Consider the following 22,277-nt stretch of genomic DNA (forward strand, 5'->3'; position numbering starts at 1 on the left):
GTCTTCGCCGACGACGCCGGTGAAATCGTCGCCTTCGACCTCAAACAACGCTTCTTCTCCTCCGGGCAACGCAAGGCGATCATCGCCCGGGACGGCGGCTGCATCATCCCCGGCTGCACCTCACCGCCCGGCTGGGCCGAACTGCACCATGTCATCCCCTGGCGGCACGGAGGCACAACCACCGTCAACAATGGCGTCGCCCTCTGCTGGTACCACCACTCCACCATCGAAACCTCCGGCTGGCAGATCCGCATCCTCAACGGCGCCGTGCAGATCAAGGCACCACCCTGGCTGGGACTCGGCGGAGACTGGATCCCCGCCAACCAGCACCGCGCCCACACCACACTCGGCCGGTAACACCACCGAGATCGGCTCGCGGGGTCTCGACAGGCTCGACCACCGAGACGGCCGCGATCCCGAGATCGACTCACGGGATTTCGAGACACGTCCGACTCCGTCGGGCGCTCCTCGATCACCGAGACTCGGTCTCTGCGGGGTCGACCACCGAACGGCCGCCGGGCCGAAGAAGCGCCGGACGCCGAGGCTAGAGGCTGGAGATGACCGAGATCGCAACGATCGCTAGGCCCGCGACGAGGACGGTTGCGAGCACGACAAGACTTATTGCCATCAGGCCTCGACGTCGTGCGTGTGCGCTGTCGGCGTGCCTGATCTGCTCTGCCGTCGCCGGCAGCGCGACCTCGGGCTCTGCGGCGCTCTGCTCGATGCGTCGAAGCGGCGCTGCGGGGGGCGGCTCTGCTGCACGCACGCCGTAACTGGAGATCGATCCGACCGGGGCATCGGGCGGCCGGGAGACGCCAGTCCACGCCGCGCCGCTGCCATCCGCGGCCTTCGTGGCCGAAGCGGGCGTGGCCGGCGGGGTCACCGGGACTGCGGGCGAAACACGCACGCGGCTCCGCTTCCGCCACTCTCCCGGCGACCGTGTGCTCAGTTGCGTGCGATCGGGGTCAGTTTCGTGGGCGGGATCCGTTGTCCGATTGCTCAGCCGGGTCGCCTCGTCGTCCGAGACGACTCGAGTGTCACCGACGGGACGACGATCGACCACCCTGGTCTGGTCGTTCGCAGTGTCGCTCGATCGAGTGTCCTCACCACCATCCCGGCGCACAAGCCGATTGTCGTCAGGGCCTTCAGCGTCGCCGGACGGCGGGGTAGCAGCGGTCACGATCTCTACCGCTCCTGGTAGATCCGGGCCGGCAACTCGCCGAGCAAGAACTCGTCGGTCACCGCACCGCTGGCACCGGCGTCAAGCTCGATCTCGTGCCCACTGTCGCCCAGCAGGATGACGCCGTTCGTCGAGTGCAGATCGGTGATCGTCCACGTGCCATCGACGAGTTCGAGGCGCGCATGAGTCTTCGACACCGTCTTGCCGGCGTCGACGACGACGACCAGTTGGGCATCCGGGTGCGTGCGGCCACGCGACGGGTTGCGTCCGAGCAGCACGACAGGATGCGTCAGCGACACCCTCTGTCCGTCGTGGGTTTCGAACACCCACGGCTGCACTCGACGAGCAGAAATCACTGTGGCATCGAAGTCGTTCTCGTCTTCGTCGAAGAGAGGTGTGCGGCCCGTGATGACGGTGGCACCGTCGACCACGTCGGAATCGGACTGGTTTCTGAACACCGGAGCCGACGTGATTCCCGACGGAGCCCAGAGACTCTCTGCGACCGGCGAGACCAGGGCGTCGGTCGGTTCCGGCGGAACAAGAAACATTGCCGGTGCGGGCTCAGGCTGCACGAACAGCTGCTCTGCTACGGGAGGCGGGGCCTGAACGGGCACGGGCACGGGAGTCTCAAGGAACAGAGGAATCTCCAGCTCGTCAACCGGCTCGAACGGTGCACTGAACTCGACCGGCTCTGGCGGACGCGTCTCGACCGGCATCGGTGTCGGCGTCGCGACCGGCATCGGTGTCGGCGTCGCGACCGGCATCGGTGTCGGCATCGGAGCAGGAGCCAGCTCATGAGTCGCCGTCGCCGTCGGCGAAACGGACAGCTGCCCGACGGCAGCGGGCGGGCCGCCCCACCGCACCGGCGGGAGCGACGGGACGAAGGCCGGGGCCGGGTCGCCCTCGTCGTCGAGGTCGATCACCGTCGCCCGCCCGAATCCGAGGATGCTGGCCCAGACCGGCATCACGAGAAAGGCGAGCACGGTGAAACCGCCGCCGTGGCCGAATCGTCGGTTGATGTTGAGGAGGGCGAGAATCATGAACACGGCTGCCACGAAGTTGACCAGCGGCAGCAGTTGCGCGAGCACCCACAGTCCCGAATATCCACCCAGCTGGTAGATCGTGACGGCGTTCAGGATCGGTACCCAGGCCTTCCAGCGGGGTTCGCCCATCTTCGCGAAGACGGCTCCGAGCGCGGCGGCCATCCAGATGTAGAGCCCGATGCTGAGCACAGCCGCGACCGCGATGGCCGCGACGATGACTCCCGTTGAATTCTCCATCTAGCTACGCGCCGGTCGTGCGACCGACGCTCCCCCATTTCCGCGACTACTGCGTCGTACCCGACGCGAACCCCCACCACTGTAACCGAACCGCACACTTCGCTGCGGGCCCAGGACCCGCGCGAACGATCGCAGCGAGAGCGCTGCTCGCAGACGATTGCGCCGTGTCGCGTCCTGGCCCAGTGCGTCCCGCTCCGAGTCGACCAGATCCCAGAATGAGTCGCTGTCGGCCTGCACGGGTGAAATCGGACCGAAAACGGCCTCATCAGCCAGGGTGGCGAGGACGGCGCCGCGGGCGCTCTGGTGCAGGGCGGCGAGCTCGGTGCGCGTCAGGTTGGCCGGTGCCGCCAGCCCATGATCGACTGCCGTGTCGACATACTCGTCCCAGCCGCCGGCGATTTGTGCAGCACTGCCGCGCCCGCGCTTTCGTTCACGACGGCGCTGCCTCTTGGCACCGAGGATCGCGAGCGCCGGGGTGAGCAGGATCAGCAGCGCGAGCAGGATGATGCCCACAGCTTTGAGGATGCCGACCAACCATCCGAGATCAGCGACATCCGGTTTGTCGTTCGTCGCCGTCGCGTCTCCGGTTGTCGGGTTCGCCTCGGGCGGTGTCTGCTCCGAGGCTTCGGCCGGCAGCACGGTGGTCGGAATTTGAGGATCACGCAGCTGTTCGTCGCTCGGTGCCAGCGGGTTGTCGTGTTGCGGAGTCACCGTCACCGGCGTCCACCGTCCGTCGGCACCCTGCACCTCAAGCCACGCGGTGAGGTTCTTGCCGGCGCAGACACCGCCGGAGCACGCCGGGATCGCATCGGGGTCACCGTCAGGGTTGGAGAGCGAAAAGCCGAGCACGACCCGGGCGGGAAAGCCCAGGTGTGCCGCGATCAGCGCTGCGGCAACGGCGAACTGCTCATCGTCACCGACTGCCGCGACGAGTTTCGCGTTGTCGGCCGAGCCGCTCGCTGTTTGCTTCTCGAGCAGTGACGTGAACAGGCTGTCGATGCGGTCGACCGAATGCCCGGCCAATGACGGGGCGAAACTGTAGCCCGCCAATTCGCTCGCCCAACCACTCCCCGCCGCCGGAGTATCGAGCGAGTGCGAGAGGTAGCCCCGCTCTCGCAGCCGGGTGATCAACTCGGCCAGCCCGGCGCCGTCGGCGCTGACCCCTTGTGCCTGAACCCAGTTCACCAGACTGTCGGGAATCAGTGCGGAATCGACCAACTCTCCGCCCGTCGAGGGCTGCTTCAGCGAGCTCAGAGGTGCTGCGTTTGTGTCGATCCGTGTGTCAAAGCTGTAGCTGTCCCCCGGGGCCAACGCCTGCAACTCGACGCCAGCATCGGTGTTGTCGCTGTAATAGAACGCATCGGTCAGCGCGTCGCGGCGCGGCCCCGAAAAGTCGATCCGGGTGAGTGACCCGGCAAGCGGAAGCCAGACGTCGGAACCGGAACCGGCGGTGATGGTGGCCGAGGCGGCAGCTCCACCGGTCGCCCCGACCTCCCGGACCCCCGGAACACGAGCGAAGGCGGTCGACTGGTCGTTGTCTCCGGTCACCGGGTCCACGACTCGAAAGACCTGGCCGTCGTAATGGCTGAGTACGGCCATCCGCAGTCGGGACATGTCGGCACTCGCCCCGGAGACGGTGAACAACGGGGTGTTGTACAGATCACCGGTCACATAGCCGCGGTATTGGCTGAGTGGGCTGACATACTCGCGCAGCGTCACGGCAGGGTCGATACCCGTGCGCAGCACGTCTCGTTCCGCCGGGCGAATCACGGATGAGACGAGCGGCACCGCCAGAACCGTCGCCAGAATCAGGGTTCCCCCGACCAGTGCGCCGCGCCGGGCACGCGGAAGCCAGCCGTGCGCAATCCGGCGAACGCCCGTCGCCTGGGTTGCCTGACGCAGCGCCGACTGCCGGGCGTAGTACGCGCGCCAAACCAGAAATCCAACCGCGAGAAGAAACGCCGCCACACCGATGAGGCTTTCCCGCGGGGCCGGAATGGTCACTAACCCGAGCGTCAGCTCGTCGCTCACTCGACTTGATCCGGCCACGAGGCCGAAGAGCTGAAGCACGAAAACCACGGGTATCGCCAGTGCGTGAAGCCGTTCGGCACGCCAGGCAAGCGACAACGCGGCCGTCGTGACGCCGAGCGTCAGAATGAGAAGCGGCACGAGCATGGTCTGGTAGCTGCCGACCGGTATCGAGATCGTGACGAGTTCTTTCCAGCTCAACGCCGACGCCGCAACAAGCTTCACCAAACCGCTGCCGAACGCCGGCAGACTGGTGAGGGCGTCGGGGATGGCCAGGGGCACACCGAGCACGAGGTAGACGCCGACTGTGACGAGCAGCAGGGTGAACCACGACCATGCCCGACGCATCCCGACAGCGGCGATAACCGTGGCCGCCAGCACTGCACCGCCGGCGGTGACGAAGAAGTAGTCGCTCTGGTAGATCGGCCAGGCCGCCCAGAGCCCGACCGCGACCATGCCGAACACGAAGAGAGCGTTGATCAGCACGAAGCCGAAACGCCGAGATTTCGCCGCAACCGATGTGGTGCGCATCAGCCCGCCTTCCGGGCAAGCAACGAACGAAAGTCATCGAGCACAGCGATGTTCAGCACACCGGTTCCGGCGAGACGCCGAAACCTCGGCTCCGTCGTCGGGTCGCACAGCACGGCGACGATCGAGACGGAGGGCGGAAATTTGAGTGCCAGTGAGTGGATGCGGGATGCCGTCATCGTCGACCCGCAGATCACGAACGCGATCGAGATATCGGGGATCACCTGCGAGGCGAACAGACAGACATCCTCAATCGGCATCGCCCTCTGACTGAACGATACCGCGCTGAGATCGTCGAGGAGGGTGCGCGTCGAGACCACGTTGAGTGTGCGAATCGAGCGGATTGAGCCGCGCGTGAACTCGGGGATGTCGTCGCTGGTGAATACTGCGACGTCTCTGCCGTCGCGGATCGCACGGATACCCAGCGAACCGACCGCACTCACCGCCATCTCGAACTCGTCAGGCGTCGCATATTCGTCGGCACGGAGACTGAGCGCGACGGCGAGGCGCGACCGGCGGCTTTCCTCGAACTGGCGCACCATGAGTTTTCCGGTCTTAGCCGTCGACTTCCAATGGATGTTGCGTTGACCGTCGCCCGAGGCATACTCGCGAATCGCGTGAAACGACATGTCGGAGTCAACAATGTCGCTCGTCGGGTTTCCCTCCAGATCGCGCACGAATCCGGCGCTGGTGCTCGGAATCGGCACGGTCACCGGGTGCACGTACAGCCGATGGATATCAGCCCAGGCCACTTCACGTTTCAACACACCGAGTGGATCGGTGCGCACCGTCGTCACCGGACCGACATCGATGACTCCGCGCTGGAAAGCGGGCACAGAAACCAGCTCTTCGTGCACCGCCCCGGCACGCATGAGCGGCACGTGAACGTCGGTGAGCCCTTGCCCGATCGGCACATCGATGCGACCCGGCAGTTCCAGCCGCGACGACACGTTGGTGACCCGCAGCGTGCCGGTGACCTCACCGCCGGCCACTACCCGGTCGACCGGCATCGAGAACTTCACGCTGTAGGCCCGACCGCCGAGCAGGAACGGGAGGGCGAGGAGCAGCAACACCATTCCGATGCTGCCCGCCACGATGAATTCAGCCCAGCCGAAGACGAGCCCGATGGGAAACAGCGCGATCACCGCAATGACGACCCAACCGGCCGGTGTGACAGTCTCCTGCACCCAGCGCGCGGCGGCGAGGCTGTATGCGCGCGCTGCCCGCCAGATCCTGACCCACCAGACCACCGCTTCAATGAGCGTGCTGGATCGCGTGCTCGAGTAGCGGGTGTGGGTTGAGGTGTTTTCGGAGGTGGCGGTGTGCGATCGCGAATCGGTTTCGAAGGTCACATCAGATCGCTTCGGCTGGGAGGAATGATGTCGAGCAGAATCTGGCCGATGACGGCACTCGCGGTGACGCCGTCGAATTCGGCCTCCGGATCCAGCACGATGCGGTGCGCGAGCACCTGCTCGGCGAGACCTTTGACATCATCCGGAGTGACATAGGTTCGCCCTTGGGCCGCTGCCCACGTTTTCGACGCTTTGGTCAGCGAGCGTGCGCCACGCACACTCACGCCCATGCGTACCTGGCGGGCGCTGCGGGTCGCCTCGACGATGCGTGCGATGTAGTCGAACAGCAGCGGGTGCACGAACACCGTCCGGGCCATGTCACTCATCCCGACGAGAACCTGCGGAGTGATCACCGGCGACAGATCGTGGTGAGCCACGCTCGTGCCCTCGAGAATGCGTATGGTGCTGGCGAGGTCGGGGTAACCGAGCGAGGTTTTCATCATGAACCGGTCAAGCTGGGCTTCGGGCAGACGATAGGTGCCGGCCTGCTCGATCGGGTTCTGGGTAGCGATGACGAGAAACGGGGAGCCCGTCGACCGGGTGACGCCGTCGACGGTGACCTTTCCTTCTTCCATGGCCTCGAGCAGCGCCGACTGAGTCTTCGGGCTTGCCCGGTTGATCTCGTCGGCGAGCACGACGTTCGCGAAGATGGGGCCGCTGTGAAACTCGAACTCACCCTTCTTCTGGTCGTAGACGGTGATGCCTGTGATGTCTCCGGGAAGCAGGTCGGGGGTGAACTGGATGCGGGAGCTCACGCCCTGCACGCTCTGCGACATCGCGCGGGCCAGGGAGGTCTTGCCGGTGCCGGGAAAGTCCTCGAGAAGCAGGTGCCCTTCGGAGACCATCGCGGTGAACGCCAGTTCGATGACATGCCGCTTGCCCAGCACGACCCGTTCGACGTTGCTGACCATCGCCGAAAATGTCGAAGCAAACCAGGCTGATTCATCCGGTGCGAGTGTCATCGTTGTGTTGTCTCTCTCATTGTTCTAACCGCACTCGAGCGTAGCGGCGGTGGATCCCGAATACGGTTGCAGCTTCTTGGTCTGCGGTGCGCCGTCGAAGGTGACCGTCCAGCCGACGTTCCGCACCAGAGTGGCGCCGACGGGAACGGTCGGACCGTTACCGGCCACCCACTCGCCGAGCGGGGCTGCGGGATCCTCCGGAACGACGGGAGGTGTCGGCACCCAGTACTCGGCCGAGGTCGGCCGGGCCGTGGCCGTGAGAGCCGTTCCGAGGCCGGCCACGCCGAGGCCCAGCGCGTCGCCCGGGATGCAGCTGGTCACCGTGACGGCGTCGACCCTGACCTGCCAGGCACGAGCCGCGTCTGCCGGCTTGGCCGCACTCGACGGGCCGCACATGTCCGGACGGAGCGTCGAGCAGAATTTCACCCGGATTCCCGGGTCGGCTCCCCAGATCGTTTCGGCGGGGTTCTCGATTGATTCGCTGAATCCATTCGGCGGCCCTGTCGGGGAGGTCGGCGCCTTGGCCGTGTATTCGCCACCGGAGCTGTCGGAGATCACGAAGGTGTAGTCCGTCGGGGCCGGCGGGGCATTCCAGGTGAAGCCGCTGCCGAGTTCGGCCTGCACGACGCCGAATCCGTTCGAATAGCAGGCGGTGACGACATAGACCTGGTTTGAGTCCAGCCCACTCATCGTGGTCGAGGTCGTGCCGCCGGAGACCTCGAGGTTTCCACCCTTATCGTCGATCTCGCAGGTGGGCGACTTCGTTCCCGCCGGGGTGGCGGCGTAGATCACTGGTTCGGAGGTACCGCCGTTCGGTTCGAGGGCCGGCGGCGTCACCGTGATCGAATTGGCGGTGACCACCGGGTCGACGGCTGCCTTCGACATCGACGGCGATCCGGCGGCCCTCACCGTTGTCTGGGCGGCTTTGTCGGCCGGTCCGGTTCCGGTGGGGCGGTCGAATGAGCTGAGCGGGAGTACGCTGATCGAATTCGGGCCGACCGGGAGACTGAGCTTGGCGACCGTGATGCCGCGGCCGCTGGCGCTGCGAGGCACCTCCTGGGTTCCGTTGATCAGGTAGCCGCGCGTGCCGGCATCCGTATTCTCGATGCTCAGATCGACGGCGCCCGCGCTCGCCGTGGTGCGTTTCGGGTCGAAAACAGTCGTCGCCTTCACCGCTCCGATTCCCGGAACCCCGTAGGACCAGGCGACAACGCCGACCGCCTGAAGCGAGGCGCCAACGGCATTGCGGGCTCGCACCTCATAGCTTTGCTTGTCGCCGTTCGTCAGCCCGGTCAGCGGCGTGCAGCTGCCGGATGCGTCGCAGGAGCCGACCTCTGTTCCCCCGCGGTACAGGGTGAATCCCTGCAGTGCGGGGTAGGAAGCCGCGGCGCTGCCGGGATTGACCGCGAGAGTGAGTGAACCGTCGTCGTACGCCACCTGGGTGACCGAGTTCGGCGCGAGAGGGAAACCCTGGAGGTCGAGGGTGACCGACCCCGTGCGGTCTCCTGCGCTCTGTCGCCCCTGGGCGTCGGCGACCACGAAACTGGCCGAGCAGGTGCCACCGGCCGAGTCGCTGGCCCAGCTGGCCTTGATCTTGCCTTCGGCGACGCTGAAGCTCACGCCGGCGCAGTTCGCCGACGATGACACCGACACGACGCTCAGCGGGGTTGACGGAAACAGATTGACCTCACCGGGGCCACCGATGACATCGATGGTGCAGCTGGAGCCGGTTGCCTGGGAGCAGACGCGGGAGACTGTCGCTCCCTTGGGCAGTTCGCTCGGTGCTTGGCCGACTTTGAGCGACAGCACCGCGGGGGCGGCCTCCGGATGGCTGGACAGCCGCACCGTCACCGTGTTCTCGCGCCCCGGCCGCGCAGAGTCGATGGCCTGAACGCTCAGGCTGGCGCCGTTCTGAGTCACCTCGAACTGGTCGCCGCTGTAGGTCGTCTCGAAGACCAGAGACGAACGGTCATTCTTGCCCGGCCAGACGACCATTTGACCGAGATCGTAGGTCAAGGCCTTGGCACCCGGGCTCTGCGTGACGGAGGCGGCTCGGAGCTCAGGCTGGGCGTCGAGGGGTTGGATGCTGATCTGCACCGGCAGCTGCGTGTACTCGTCTTGGCCGACGACTCGCACCGGCACCGTGCAGGTGTCGGTCCAGGGTGCGCCCTTGCCCGCCGAGTAGGTGACGGTCGTGCCGTTTTCGACCCGGCAACGCGCATCGGCACGCTGGCCCGAAGTGCGCAATCCGGCGGTTCCCACCTCCAGGGTCTCCCCCTCGGGAGTCGACACCAGGTTGGCCATGGCAAAGCTGACCGAGGCGTCTTCTTTGACCTTCTGCGGCCCGCCCTGCTTGAGGGCGAGGATGATCTCGTTCTGTGCCGGAATCCGGACGAACCCATAGCTGGTCACCTCGACACCCGCGAAGTTCGGGCCGGTCACGGCAAACACGAGAAGCATGCCCTCATCGGGCACCGGCCCACGAATCTTCCACCCGGAGACGCTCGCGCCGTGAGTGTCTCCCCAGAGGCTGAGTTTCAGATCCTTCACGTCGCCCGACGCCCAGGACACCTTGTCGGTGACCACATCGAGGCCATCGGCGAACGCAGCCCTGTTTTCCAGAGTCACGAGTGTGTCGCTGACCACCGGATGATCGGGAACCGAGCTCCGCACAACCCGCATCACGATCAGGCCGACTCCGACGTCGCCCTGCGCGTTGGCCACCTCGTACACGAAGGTCATCAGGCCGGGCTCCTCGCCGGCGGTCAACACCACGTGGTGTTTATCCACTGCGCCGATTCGTGCGACGAGTGCAGTGTATTCGGCGGTGCCGAGCACCGCATCCGGACGCACGGCCTTGACCGTTAATGTGCCGCCGGTCGGGTCGATATCGTTGGCGGCCGGCGCGACGACAACCTGATTGCCGGCCCCAGCTTGCACCTCGACGTAGTCGCTGAACGTGATCGGGCTGGGGTCAGACTGTCGGTCGAGCACGCCGACGCGCACGAGCGCTTCGCCGGTTTCTCCTCCGGAATCACGCACGCGATAGCTGAACTCGATAGCGCCCTTGAAGCCCTTGACGCTGTTGTAGACGATGGCGTCTCCGGCAGCGGACAGCGACGCGGTGCCGCTGACCGGCTGGCCCAGCACTCGATCGAGACTCACCTCGTCGCCATCGGGGTCGATTCCGAACGCCGCGAACGGGATGCTGACTGATTCCCCGGACAGCACCCGCGCCGTCAACGTGTTGGGGAGAGGCGCCCGGTTCTCACCGTTCGGCAGCACCTCCACGCTGACCGTCGCGGTGTCGACCAGGTCGGGTGACCCGGCGATTGAGATTGTGTAGCGGAGTTCGTAGTGGCCCGCAGCATTCGGCGCCAGGTAGCGCAGTGTGCCGCCGGAGGCGAAGGCGAGGCCCTCGCCGGACGTGTTCTGCACTGAATCAGGGTTCAGCACAAGCACGTTGCCGTCGGGAGCGACGTCGTTGGCCAGCACCGGGATGTCGGTCTGCGCGCCGGCCCGCACCACGATGCGGTCGGCGACGGCGATCGGGCTGTGTGGCACCGATGCCGGAAGCAGATAAACCGTGGCTGAGCCGCGCACCGTGTATGCCGGATTGCCCGTGCCGTCGGAGACGGTGTACCCCACGACGCCCAATTTGCCGGGCTGCTCAGTGGCGGTGGTGCCGCGCACGCGCAGCTGGCTCTGGCCGACCACGTCGACATCGAGCGAAGCGCCGGGCATCGGATTGGGGAGTGCCTCGCTGAGCAGCAACACCCGCCGGGCCGGGTTCGACACCGCGGTGAACACATCGACGCTGGTATCCGCCCGTGGCCTGACGAAAACGGTGACCGGGGAGGTGGCCAGCCTCGTCGAATCCGTGGCCAACACCTCAACGCGCACGAACGAGACCACTTCGCTGAGGTCGTCGGCGACCGTGAAATCGACGCGGTAGATGCCCGGCGTCGAAGCGGCGAAGTCAAAGGTCGCGCTGCCGCTGTTGACCTCGGTTGTTGCCCCATCGACGCTCGACGGGGTCGTCGCCGAGACGATGCGATAGACCCCGGCGGCACCGGTGAGATGGGGTGCCGGGTTGATCGTGAGGTGCTCGCCGACCGACGACACCTGAGCGAACGGTGTGACCGTGAGCCGAGGGGTCGGGGTGACCAGAATTGTCAGCACCTTCTCGGCCGTTGCACCGAAAGTGTCGGAGACCGTCACCACAATCGAGACCGTCAGAGACTCGGACGCGCTGGGGTCCGGATGGCGATAGACGAGGGTTCCCGACGGGGTCGCACTGACCGAGCCGACGCCTGACTGATTGACCACCGACGCGACGAAAAGCGGGTCACCCTCTGGGTCGACCCAGCCGGGCAGCACCGGAACACTGACGGTTCCGCCCGGGGCGACCTCCGGCGACGGCCAGGTGCGCAGACATCCGTCGACCCCGCACCAGGCGGGTGCTGAATTCGTGCTCGGCTCCTTCACGGTCAAGGTGACAGTGGTGGGTGCCGAATTCAGTCCGTCTTGTCGGGTTCCATCGGTGACGGCATAGCTGAAGGTCACCGTGCCGCTGGCGCCGGGAACCACATCAACGGTGATCGACTGCGTCTGATCGGTCAGACTCAGCGTTCCGAACTCAGGGGGGAGGCCGCCGAGCGATGCCGGCACAACGGTGAGAACGTCATCGTTCGCATCATGATCGTTGAGCAAGACCGGGAGAGTCGCCAATGCCCCTGCGCGCACCCCGAAGTTGTCCGCTTCGGCGACGGGCGCCTGCGGCTCGACAACCCGGGCCACCTCGTCGACGGTGTTGTCTTTCTGCTGCTGCTGCTCGGTCGCGATCCCCCAGTTCTGCGAACTGGCCACGAGGGCGCCGTCGGGAATCGTCCAGACCCAGCCGCTCTCGGTGTCGTTGAGAATCATGCGCTGACCATTGCTCTGGAAAACCGGAACCGGGTCGCCACTCGGCTTCTGGCCGGCGAAGTCAAGGCTGCGTTCGCCCTGCGTGCTGCTCCACAGGGTTCCGGCCGTACCGGCCGCCGGCACCCAGGCCGCATACTGTGCAGCGTCGAAACTGGTCGGCACAGCAGGAGTGCCGAGTCGGCTCCCTTCCGTGCCGACCCGGCGGGTCGCCGAGCCGTCGGAGAGTGAGAAGGAGACAAGGCCGGAGTCGTCGGCAACGATCACTGATTGTGCGGATGCCGACGGTCGCTGAAGCAGGTAGACCTCGGTCAGTGCCGTGGCCACCGGGCGTCGATCCTTGACCCACAGGGTGTCGCCGGTCGCGCTGGCGAGCACCCACGTGTCGCCGACGGCGGTCAGCTGGGTTCCGGCGTCCGTCGGAGCGGCGGGCACGGGGTCTTCGCCGAGCACACGCTGCGCGTCAATTTGGTAGCGCAACACGGTGCTGGTTGCCAGCGAATAGCTGTAGAGCACGCCGTCAGTCCCGATCGCGATCGCGTCGCTACGAAAGCGAGACGTCTCGTCCCCGCCGGCCGTGGCGGCATCGGCGTAGGGATCGATTTGAACGGGCACGGCCGCGGCGCCGTCGACGATCGGTGCGACGAACACCGTTCCGGTGTTAGTCAGATATCCGATCGATGTGTCCGAGGTGACGACGTGAACCGTTCCGGCTGGGGTGTTGGCGTAGCTCGACGAATCGTCGCCGAGGTCGGCCGGACGCGCTGGATCGACGTCGACCACTTTTTCGTAATTTTGGGCGAAGAGCAGGGTGGCGGTGTCCGATTGCACGAGCCCGCTGGGGCTGCGCACGCTCTTGATGGTGTCGAGCTCGGCCAAATCGGTGTTGATTCTGGCATAGCGGTTGCCTGCTCCGCTCTGCACGGCCCAGATCGAGCTTCCGTTCAACGGCGTCTGCTTGACGTCGAAACCGGCGGCGACAATGGCCGTGCCGACGCAGAGTGCGGTCAGCGCCAGAACCGCCGAGAGTTTGATCCAGGCCGCCCGCCGACGTGGTTCTGAGCCCCCACGCTCTGCGACCCTCCGCCCCCGAGTCATCTAGATCACGCCGGCCAGGACGAGCACACCCACGGCCGCACCGGCACCCACGATGAGCCCTCCGGAAAGCAAGAGAGCCACCCGGAGCCCCGATCCCCGTTGCGGGCGTTCGGCTTTGTCCGGCAGGGCCTCTTCATCGGTGAGCGATCGAGCCACCGGGGTGGAGCGGCCGCGGCGCATCCGCTTCGAGGGGACAACCACCTCAGAGCGCACCGGTCCGCGCAGGGAGGCATTGTTGAAGTCGACGAGCGTTCCGGCTGCTGCCCAGTCGTCGGCGGCGACGTCGAGCACCGTCGGTTGGATTCCCATTTCGCCTTGGACGCGTTGCAACTCCATCGCGAACTCGAGCAGGGTTGCCTGACGCATGGCGGGGTCTTTGCTCATCGACCGGGCGAGGACTCGTTCGAGTTCGACGGAGACATCGGCCCGACCGATCGGCGTGTAGCCGGCTCGCACGATGCGTTGCCGCAGCTGCTGCCGAGAACTGCGCTGACCATCGGTCGTTTCGAACGGCGACCGACCGGCGAGCAGCGAATAGACAGTGGCTCCAAGCGCCCACACCTCGGTCTGCACGGTTCCGGTCGTTTCTTCGCGCACGACTTCCGGGGCGCTCCACGGCACCGACATCGCGAAGAGCTGCTCCTGCTGGGTGGCGGCGAGCGAGGTGGCGATTCCGAAGTCGGCGAGCACCGGGGTGCCGAACGACGTGGTCAGAATATTCGACGGTTTGATGTCCCGGTGCAGCACGCCGGTGCGGTGTGCGGTCTCCAGCGCGCAGGCAATCTTCACTGCGACGTTCAAGACCTCGGCGACCGGCAGCACCTCGCGCCGGAATCGACCGGAAAGCGAGCTCGGGCAGTATTCCATCACCAGGTAGGGACGGCCATCCGCCGAGATGCTGGCGTTGTAGACCGTGAGAATCGACGGATGAGAGCTCAGCCGGGCCATGACATCGGCCTCGGCATTGAACATGCGCAGCACGTCGCTGTCGACGATGTCGTGAAGCAACACCTTCACGGCGACCGAGCGGCGGGGCAGGTCCTGTTCGAACAGAAAAACATCGGCGAATCCGCCGGTGCCCAGCGGGCGAATGTAGGTGTAGCCGGAGATCACCGGCGGGGCAGAAGGCAGCCGACTTGCCATCGTCTCCCCCTCATCTGCTCAGTCGTCTGCTTGCCACCAACGGTGGTGAGACATCCGGATCTAGCCTACCGAGTAGAGGCACGCGCGTCGCAACGACAAAGGGCCCCGGCAGATGCCGGGGCCCTTTGTTTCACTCAGTCAGTCGTGAAGCAGAACTGACTACTTAGTTGTACGTACCGGGCGTGAAGTCGTCCGAGCTGAAGCTGTCGAAGTCGACAAAGCTCAGGTCACCCTCGTTGAACGCTGCATCATCGGTGAAGATGCGGTTCGGGTAACGCTCAGCCTTGGCTTCTTCGGTTGCCTCGACGGTGACGTCGCGGTAACGCGGGAGACCGGTACCGGCCGGGATCAACTTACCGATGATCACGTTCTCCTTGAGGCCCATCAGCGGGTCGCTCTTGCCTTCCATGGCCGCCTGGGTCAGAACCCGGGTGGTCTCCTGGAAGGAAGCGGCCGACAGCCAGGACTCGGTCGCCAGCGAAGCCTTGGTGATACCCATGACTTCCTGACGGGCCGAAGCCGTCTTCTTGCCTTCGGTCAACGCAGCACGGTTGAGCTCGTTGTACTTCAGGCGGTCGACCAGCTCACCCGGCAGCAGGCCGGTGTCGCCGTGCTCGACGACGGTGACCTTGCGAAGCATCTGACGAACGATGACCTCGATGTGCTTGTCGTGAATCGGCACACCCTGCGAGCGGTAGACATCCTGCACACCACCGACGAGGTGCTTCTGCACCTCACGGACACCCTTGACGCGAAGAACTTCCTTCGGGTCGACGGCACCGACGATGACCTGCTGACCGAGCTCGACGTGCTGGCCGTCCTCAACGAGGAGGGTCGAACGCTTGAGCACCGGGTAGGCGATCGCTTCGTCGCCGTTGTCGGGCGTCAGGATCACCTTGCGGCTGCGGTCAGTGTCTTCGATGGTGATGCGACCGGCGGCCTCGACGATGGGCGATGCACCCTTGGGGGTACGCGCTTCGAAGAGCTCCTGCACCCGGGGAAGACCCTGGGTGATGTCATCGGCGGATGCCGATCCACCGGTGTGGAAGGTACGCATCGTGAGCTGGGTTCCCGGCTCACCGATGGACTGTGCGGCGATGATACCGACGGCCTCACCGATGTCGACGAGCAGACCAGTCGCGAGCGAGCGGCCGTAGCAGACTGCACAGACACCGACTGCAGACTCACAGGTCAGTACCGAGCGAACCTTGATGTTCTCGACGCCGGCCGCAACCAGCTTGTCGATCATCACGTCACCGACGTCGGCGCCGGCTTCAGCGACGACCTCGCCCTTGGCGTTGACCGCTGCTGCAGCCAGGCTGCGAGCGTAAACCGCGTTCTCGACGTTGGGGTGGCGAACCAGGGTCCCGGTCGAGTCGACGGTTGCGATCGGCAGTTCGAGGCCCTTGGTCGTGCCGCAGTCGTCTTCGCGGATGATGACATCCTGCGAGACGTCAACGAGACGACGCGTCAAGTACCCCGAGTCTGCAGTACGCAGAGCGGTGTCGGCCAGACCCTTGCGAGCACCGTGAGTAGCAATGAAGTACTCGGCGACGGACAGGCCTTCGCGGTAGCTCGAGATGATCGGGCGAGGGATGATCTCACCCTTCGGGTTGTTCACCAGGCCTCGCATACCGGCGATGTTACGAACCTGCAGCCAGTTACCACGAGCACCAGAGGTGACCATGCGGTTCAGGGTGTTGTCGGTCGGGAAGTTCGCCTGCATGGCCGCGGCAACGTCTTCGGTTGCGCGAGTCCAGATCTGGATGAGCTCCTGACGACGCTCGAGGTCGGTCGTGAGACCCTTCTCGAACTGCGACTGAACCTTGGCGGCCTGCTTCTCGTAGCCGGCAACGATCTGCGGCTTGTTCGGCGGGGTCAGAACGTCGCTGAGCGCCACGGTCACACCGGAACGGGTTGCCCAGTGGAAACCGGCGTCCTTGATGTTGTCGAGTGCAGCAGCAACCTCCACCTTGGGGTACCGCTCAGCGAGGTCATTGACGATCGCGGAGAGGGTGCCCTTGTCGGCGACCTGCTCGAAGTACGGGTAGTCAGTCGGCAGCGTCTCGTTGAACAGGGCGCGGCCGAGCGTGGTGGTGACCAGCACGGTTCCGACAGCCTGGCCGTTGACGAGCTCGACGCCTTCGGGCTGCGTGCCCTCGGCGAAGTACTTGTCGGTCAGACGGATGCGCACCTTGGCGTTCAGGTCGAGCGCCGGAGTGCCGTCTGCTGAACGCTGGTCGAAGGCGAGAATCGCCTCGGCGATCGAGGAGAACGCGCGGCCTTCGCCGTTGACGCCTTCCTTGAGCATGGTCAGGTGGTGCAGACCGATGATCATGTCCTGTGTGGGCAGGGTCACCGGGCGACCGTCTGACGGCTTCAGGATGTTGTTCGACGCGAGCATCAGGATGCGGGCCTCAGCCTGCGCCTCGACGGACAGCGGCAGGTGAACTGCCATCTGGTCCCCGTCGAAGTCGGCGTTGAACGCAGCACAGACGAGCGGGTGAAGCTGAATGGCCTTACCTTCAACGAGCTGAGGCTCGAACGCCTGGATGCCCAGACGGTGAAGGGTGGGTGCACGGTTCAGCAGCACGGGGCGCTCGCGGATGATCTCTTCGAGCACGTCCCAAACCTGCGGGCGTGAACGCTCGACCATGCGCTTGGCGGCCTTGATGTTCTGAGCGTGGCTCAGGTCGATCAGACGCTTGATCACGAACGGCTTGAAGAGCTCCAGAGCCATCTGCTTGGGCAGACCACACTGGTGCAGCTTCAGCTGCGGGCCGACGATGATGACCGAACGGCCAGAGTAGTCAACACGCTTACCGAGCAGGTTCTGACGGAAACGACCCTGCTTGCCCTTGAGCATGTCGCTCAGGGACTTCAGTGCGCGGTTTCCGGTACCCGTGACCGGGCGGCCACGACGACCGTTGTCGAACAGTGCGTCGACGGCCTCCTGCAGCATCCGCTTCTCGTTGTTCACGATGATCTCGGGGGCACCGAGGTCAAGCAGACGACGCAGACGGTTGTTGCGGTTGATCACACGACGGTAGAGGTCGTTGAGGTCAGACGTGGCGAAACGGCCACCGTCGAGCTGCACCATCGGGCGCAGTTCCGGCGGGATGACCGGCACGACGTCGAGCACCATCGCGGCCGGCGAGTTGCCGGTCGTGATGAAGGCGTTGACGACGCGCAGACGCTTGATCGCACGGATCTTCTTCTGGCCCTTGCCCTCGGCGATCTGCAGGTGCAGGTTTTCGCTTTCGGTGACCAGGTCGAAGGCCTCGAGGCGCTTCTTGATGGCTTCGGCGCCCATGAACGCCTCGAAGTACATGCCGAAGCGGTCCTGCAGCTCGTGGAAGACGGAGTCTTCCGGCTTCAGGTCGCCGACCTTGAGGGTGCGGAAGTCTTCCCAAACACGCTCGAGGTGAGCGATCTGCTCGTCAATCGACTTACGGGTCTGGCTCATCTCCTTTTCAGCAGCGTCTTTGGTGCGCTTCTTCTGGTCGCTCTTCGCGCCTTCAGCCTCGAGGGCTGCGAGGTCGGTTTCGAGACGCTGCAGGCGGTCGGCAATACGCGTGTCGCGCTGGCCTTCCAGGGTCTTGATCTCGAGGCGAAGCTCGTTCTCAAGGCCCGGCATGTCCTGGTGGCGTCCGTCTTCGTCCACGGTGATGACCATGTACGCAGCGAAGTAGATGACCTTCTCGAGGTCCTTCGGCGCCATGTCCAGCAGGTAGCCGAGACGCGAAGGAACACCCTTGAAGTACCAGATGTGGGTGACGGGGGCGGCGAGTTCAATGTGGCCCATGCGCTCACGGCGCACCGACGACTTCGTGACCTCTACGCCACAACGCTCACAAACGATGCCTTTGAAGCGCACACGCTTGTACTTGCCGCAGGAGCACTCCCAGTCGCGGGACGGTCCGAAGATCTGTTCACCGAACAGACCGTCTTTCTCCGGCTTGAGGGTGCGGTAGTTGATGGTTTCGGGCTTCTTGACCTCACCGTGCGACCAACGACGGATGTCGTCAGCGGTAGCCAGGCCAATGCGAAGCTCGTCAAAAGTTGTTACGTCGAGCAATTTCTCTCCTTGGAAAGTTTTCGAGTCTCTTCAGCGGCCAGGTTTAGATGTCGTCGATCGACGACGACTCGAACCGGGTGGAAATGTTGATGCCCAGCTCTTCCGCAGCACGGAAGACCTCGTCATCCGTGTCGCGCAGGCTCACTGCTGTTCCGTCGGCCGAGAGAACCTCGACGTTCAGGCAGAGCGACTGCATTTCCTTGATCAGAACCTTGAAGCTCTCAGGGATTCCGGGCTCCTGGATGTTCTCGCCCTTGACGATGGCTTCGTACACCTTGACGCGGCCGAGGATGTCATCCGACTTGATGGTCAGGAGTTCCTGCAGTGCGTAAGCGGCGCCATACGCTTCGAGCGCCCACACTTCCATCTCACCGAAACGCTGTCCACCGAACTGTGCCTTACCACCCAGCGGCTGCTGCGTGATCATGGAGTACGGGCCCGTCGAACGCGCGTGGATCTTGTCGTCAACGAGGTGGTGCAGCTTCAGGATGTACATGTAGCCGACCGAGACCGGGCGCGGGTACGGCTCGCCGGAGCGGCCATCGAACAGCTGCGCCTTACCGGTGGAGTCGATCAGGCGGTCGCCGTCGCGAGTCGGGATCGTCGAGTCGAGCAGACCGGCGATTTCCTCCTCGAGAGCACCGTCGAACACGGGGGTCGCGACCTTGGTGTTCGGAGCGGCGCTGTGCGCGGCCTCGGGCAGACGGCCAGCCCACTTGGGCTTGCCTTCAACCTGCCAGCCCTGCTTGGCGATCCAGCCGAGGTGGGTTTCGAGAACCTGACCGAAGTTCATTCGACCCGGGATACCGAGCGGGTTCAGGATGATGTCGACCGGGGTTCCGTCGGCGAGGAACGGCATGTCCTCGACCGGCAGAATCTTGGAGATGACACCCTTGTTACCGTGACGGCCGGCGAGCTTGTCGCCCTCGGTGATCTTGCGCTTCTGAGCGATGAAGACCACAACGCGCTGGTTGACGCCCGAGCCGAGCTCGTCGTCGCCATCCTGCGAGTCGAAGACCTTGACACCGATGATGGTGCCACGCTCACCGTGGGGAACCTTCAGCGAGGTGTCGCGAACTTCGCGGCTCTTCTCGTTGAAGATCGCGCGCAGCAGGCGCTCTTCGGCGGACAGCTCGGTCTCACCCTTGGGCGTGACCTTGCCGACGAGGATGTCGCCGGGGCGAACCTCTGCACCGATGCGGATGATGCCACGCTCGTCGAGGTCTGCAAGCAGATCCGGCGAAACGTTGGGCAGGTCGCGAGTGATCTCTTCCTTGCCCAGCTTGGTGTCGCGAGCGTCAACTTCGTACTCTTCGATGTGAATCGAGGAGAGAACGTCATCCTTCACCAGGTTCTGGCTCAGGATGATGGCGTCCTCGAAGTTGTGACCCTCCCACGGCATGAATGCCACGAGGAGGTTCTTTCCGAGTGCCAGCTCACCGTTGTCGGTGGCGGGGCCGTCGGCGATAACCTCGCCGGCTTCGATACGCTCACCGGCGTTGACGAGAACGCGGTGGTTGTAGCTGGTGCCCTGGTTGGAGCGAGCGAACTTGCGCAGGAAGTAATCCTGGGTTCCACCCTCGTCGAGCTGGATGGTGACGACGTCAGCCGACACCTCCATGACGACACCGGACTTGTCGGCGGTGAGAACATCGCCGGCGTCGATGGCCGCGAAGCCCTCCATACCGGTTCCGACCAGCGGGCTGTCGCTACGCAGAAGCGGAACGGCCTGACGCTGCATGTTGGCACCCATGAGTGCGCGGTTAGCATCGTCGTGCTCGAGGAAGGGGATGAGCGAGGTCGCGACCGACACCATCTGGCGCGGCGAGACATCCATGTAGTCGATCTCGTCCTTGGGGAAGAGGTCAACCTCTCCACCCTTGCTGCGGGCCAGAACGCGGTCTTCAGCGAAGCGGGCGTCCTTGGTCAGCGGGGCGTTGGCCTGCGCGACGATGTGCTCGTCTTCTTCGCTGGCCGTGAGGTAGTCGATGGTCGCCGTGACGACGCCATCCACCACGCGGCGGTACGGGGTCTCGATGAATCCGAACGCGTTGATGCGTGCGAACGATGCGAGCGAACCGATCAGACCAATGTTGGGGCCTTCAGGGGTTTCAATGGGGCACATGCGGCCGTAGTGCGACGGGTGAACGTCTCGCACCTCGACACCTGCGCGGTCACGGGACAGACCACCCGGGCCCAGCGCGGAGAGGCGACGCTTGTGCGTCAGACCCGCGAGGGGGTTGTTCTGGTCCATGAACTGCGACAGCTGGCTGGTTCCGAAGAACTCCTTGATCGCGGCGACGACGGGGCGCACGTTGATCAGGGTCTGCGGGGTGATCGCTTCGATGTCCTGCGTGGTCATGCGCTCGCGAACGACGCGCTCCATGCGGGACAGACCGGTGCGAACCTGGTTCTGGATGAGCTCACCAACGGCGCGGATACGACGGTTTCCGAAGTGGTCGATGTCATCGATATCGATCCGGATGTCGGTGGCCTTGCCGGCGCGGGTGCCGGCGATCGTGGTCTGGTTGTCGTGAAGAGCAACCAGGTACTTGATCGTGGCCAGGATGTCCTGGAGCGTCAGCACGGAGTCGGTCAGCGGTGCCTCGAGGCCCAGCTTCTGGTTGATCTTGTAACGACCAACCTTGGCCAGGTCGTAGCGCTTGGAGTTGAAGAAGAAGTTGTCGAGCAGAGCGCGGGCAGCTTCAGCAGCAACCTGCTCGCCCGGGCGGAGCTTGCGGTAGATGTCCTTGAGGGCTTCTTCCTTGGTGAGGATGTTGTCCTTCTCAAGGGTGAGCTCGATGGACGCGAAGCCCTTGAACTCCTCGAGGATCTCTTCGCTGGTGAGGCCGAGGGCCTTCAGGAAGACCGTGACCGACTGCTTGCGCTTGCGGTCGATGCGCACGCCAACCTGGTCGCGCTTGTCGATCTCGAACTCAAGCCATGCACCACGGCTCGGGATGACGCGAGCGGAGTAGATGTCCTTGTCAGACGTCTTCTCCTGCTGGCGGTCGAAGTAGACACCCGGGGAGCGCACGAGCTGCGAAACGACGACACGCTCGGTGCCGTTGATCACGAATGTGCCCTTGGGGGTCATCAGCGGGAAGTCACCCATGAACACGGTCTGGGTCTTGATCTCACCGGTGAGGTGGTTCATGAACTCAGCGTTCACATAGAGCGGTGCGGAGTAGGTCTTACCCTTTTCCTTGCACTCGTCAATGGTGTACTTCTCCGGCTCAAGCTCCGGATTGGTGAACGACAGCTGCATGGTTTCGCTGAGGTCTTCGATCGGGCTGATCTCTTCGAAGATCTCGTCGAGTCCGGTGCGGCTCGGCAGGTCGTGACGACCCTCGGCCTGTGCCTCGGCGACGCGCTGCTTCCAGGCGTCGTTTCCGACGAGCCAGTCAAAGCTCTCGGTCTGCAAAGCGAGCAGATCCGGAACAGTGAGAGTATCGGTGATCTTTGCGAACGAAAGACGCCCAGCAGAGCGGCCGTTCTTGGGTGAATTGGTGGTTGCGTTGCGCGCAGCAGCCAAGGAAATAACCTCCGTGGACCCCGTCAGGTCTAGTTACTGTTAGTAATGGAGTACTCCACAGACCCTCGGAGATATTCGCCGGTGTTTAATCGGTGAAATCTCAATGAAGAAGTGCCGCAAGGTGGCTTGAGCACGCAAAGCCGACCGCAATATGAAGGCAGAGGTATGTC

Annotated in this window: 10 protein-coding genes; 1 reads left to right on the plus strand and 9 read right to left on the minus strand. The window is 64.6% G+C overall.

Annotation, left to right across the window (positions count from 1 at the left end; all coding sequences use genetic code 11):
• Window positions 1–357, plus strand: a 357-nt coding sequence (locus tag AC1DCF_RS17265; protein ID WP_477212055.1) for an HNH endonuclease signature motif containing protein, incomplete at its 5' end; no start/stop codon positions are given.
• A gap of 187 nt (window positions 358–544) precedes the next feature.
• On the opposite strand, the gene AC1DCF_RS17270 is transcribed toward AC1DCF_RS17265, so the two are convergent.
• From AC1DCF_RS17270 to rpoB, 9 genes are all read right to left on the minus strand, one after another.
• Window positions 545–907, minus strand: coding sequence for a hypothetical protein (locus AC1DCF_RS17270; RefSeq protein ID WP_477212056.1), 363 nt, complete (start codon window positions 905–907; stop codon window positions 545–547).
• A gap of 278 nt (window positions 908–1,185) precedes the next feature.
• Window positions 1,186–2,460 carry a DUF5684 domain-containing protein gene (locus AC1DCF_RS17275; protein WP_477212057.1) on the minus strand — a complete coding sequence of 425 codons (1,275 nt, stop codon included), beginning with the start codon at window positions 2,458–2,460 and terminating at the stop codon, window positions 1,186–1,188.
• A complete protein-coding gene (locus tag AC1DCF_RS17280; RefSeq protein WP_477212058.1) occupies window positions 2,461–5,019 on the minus strand; it encodes a TgpA N-terminal domain-containing protein in 2,559 nt (852 codons plus the stop codon).
• On the minus strand, window positions 5,019–6,368 hold the full coding sequence (locus AC1DCF_RS17285; RefSeq protein ID WP_477212059.1) for a DUF58 domain-containing protein: 1,350 nt from the start codon (window positions 6,366–6,368) through the stop codon (window positions 5,019–5,021). The genes AC1DCF_RS17280 and AC1DCF_RS17285 overlap by 1 nt, the downstream gene beginning before the upstream one ends.
• A complete protein-coding gene (locus AC1DCF_RS17290) occupies window positions 6,365–7,330 on the minus strand; it encodes an AAA family ATPase (protein ID WP_441791629.1) in 966 nt (321 codons plus the stop codon). Before AC1DCF_RS17290 ends, AC1DCF_RS17285 begins: the two co-directional genes overlap by 4 nt.
• 24 nt (window positions 7,331–7,354) lie before the next feature.
• Entirely contained in the window at window positions 7,355–13,351 is a 5,997-nt protein-coding gene (locus AC1DCF_RS17295; RefSeq protein ID WP_477212060.1) for an Ig-like domain-containing protein, read from the minus strand.
• Window positions 13,352–14,494, minus strand: a complete 1,143-nt coding sequence (locus tag AC1DCF_RS17300; protein ID WP_477212061.1) for a serine/threonine-protein kinase — start codon at window positions 14,492–14,494, stop codon at window positions 13,352–13,354.
• Window positions 14,495–14,657: 163 nt separating this feature from the next.
• Window positions 14,658–18,572, minus strand: a complete 3,915-nt coding sequence (locus tag AC1DCF_RS17305; protein ID WP_477212062.1) for a DNA-directed RNA polymerase subunit beta' — start codon at window positions 18,570–18,572, stop codon at window positions 14,658–14,660.
• 43 nt (window positions 18,573–18,615) lie between these two features.
• On the minus strand, window positions 18,616–22,107 hold the full coding sequence (rpoB, locus tag AC1DCF_RS17310; RefSeq protein WP_477212063.1) for a DNA-directed RNA polymerase subunit beta: 3,492 nt from the start codon (window positions 22,105–22,107) through the stop codon (window positions 18,616–18,618).
• Window positions 22,108–22,277 lie beyond the last annotated feature (170 nt).

The organism is Leifsonia sp. 10L418 (assembly GCF_056395445.1).

Bases quoted from the DNA above. Each gene is read 5' to 3' on its own strand.
- AC1DCF_RS17275 (WP_477212057.1), bottom strand. From the start codon at position 2,460: ATGGAGAATTCAACGGGAGTCATCGTCGCGGCCATCGCGGTCGCGGCT.
- AC1DCF_RS17280 (WP_477212058.1), bottom strand. From the start codon at position 5,019: ATGCGCACCACATCGGTTGCGGCGAAATCTCGGCGTTTCGGCTTCGTG.
- AC1DCF_RS17290 (WP_441791629.1), bottom strand. From the start codon at position 7,330: ATGACACTCGCACCGGATGAATCAGCCTGGTTTGCTTCGACATTTTCG.
- AC1DCF_RS17295 (WP_477212060.1), bottom strand. From the start codon at position 13,351: ATGACTCGGGGGCGGAGGGTCGCAGAGCGTGGGGGCTCAGAACCACGT.
- AC1DCF_RS17300 (WP_477212061.1), bottom strand. From the start codon at position 14,494: ATGGCAAGTCGGCTGCCTTCTGCCCCGCCGGTGATCTCCGGCTACACC.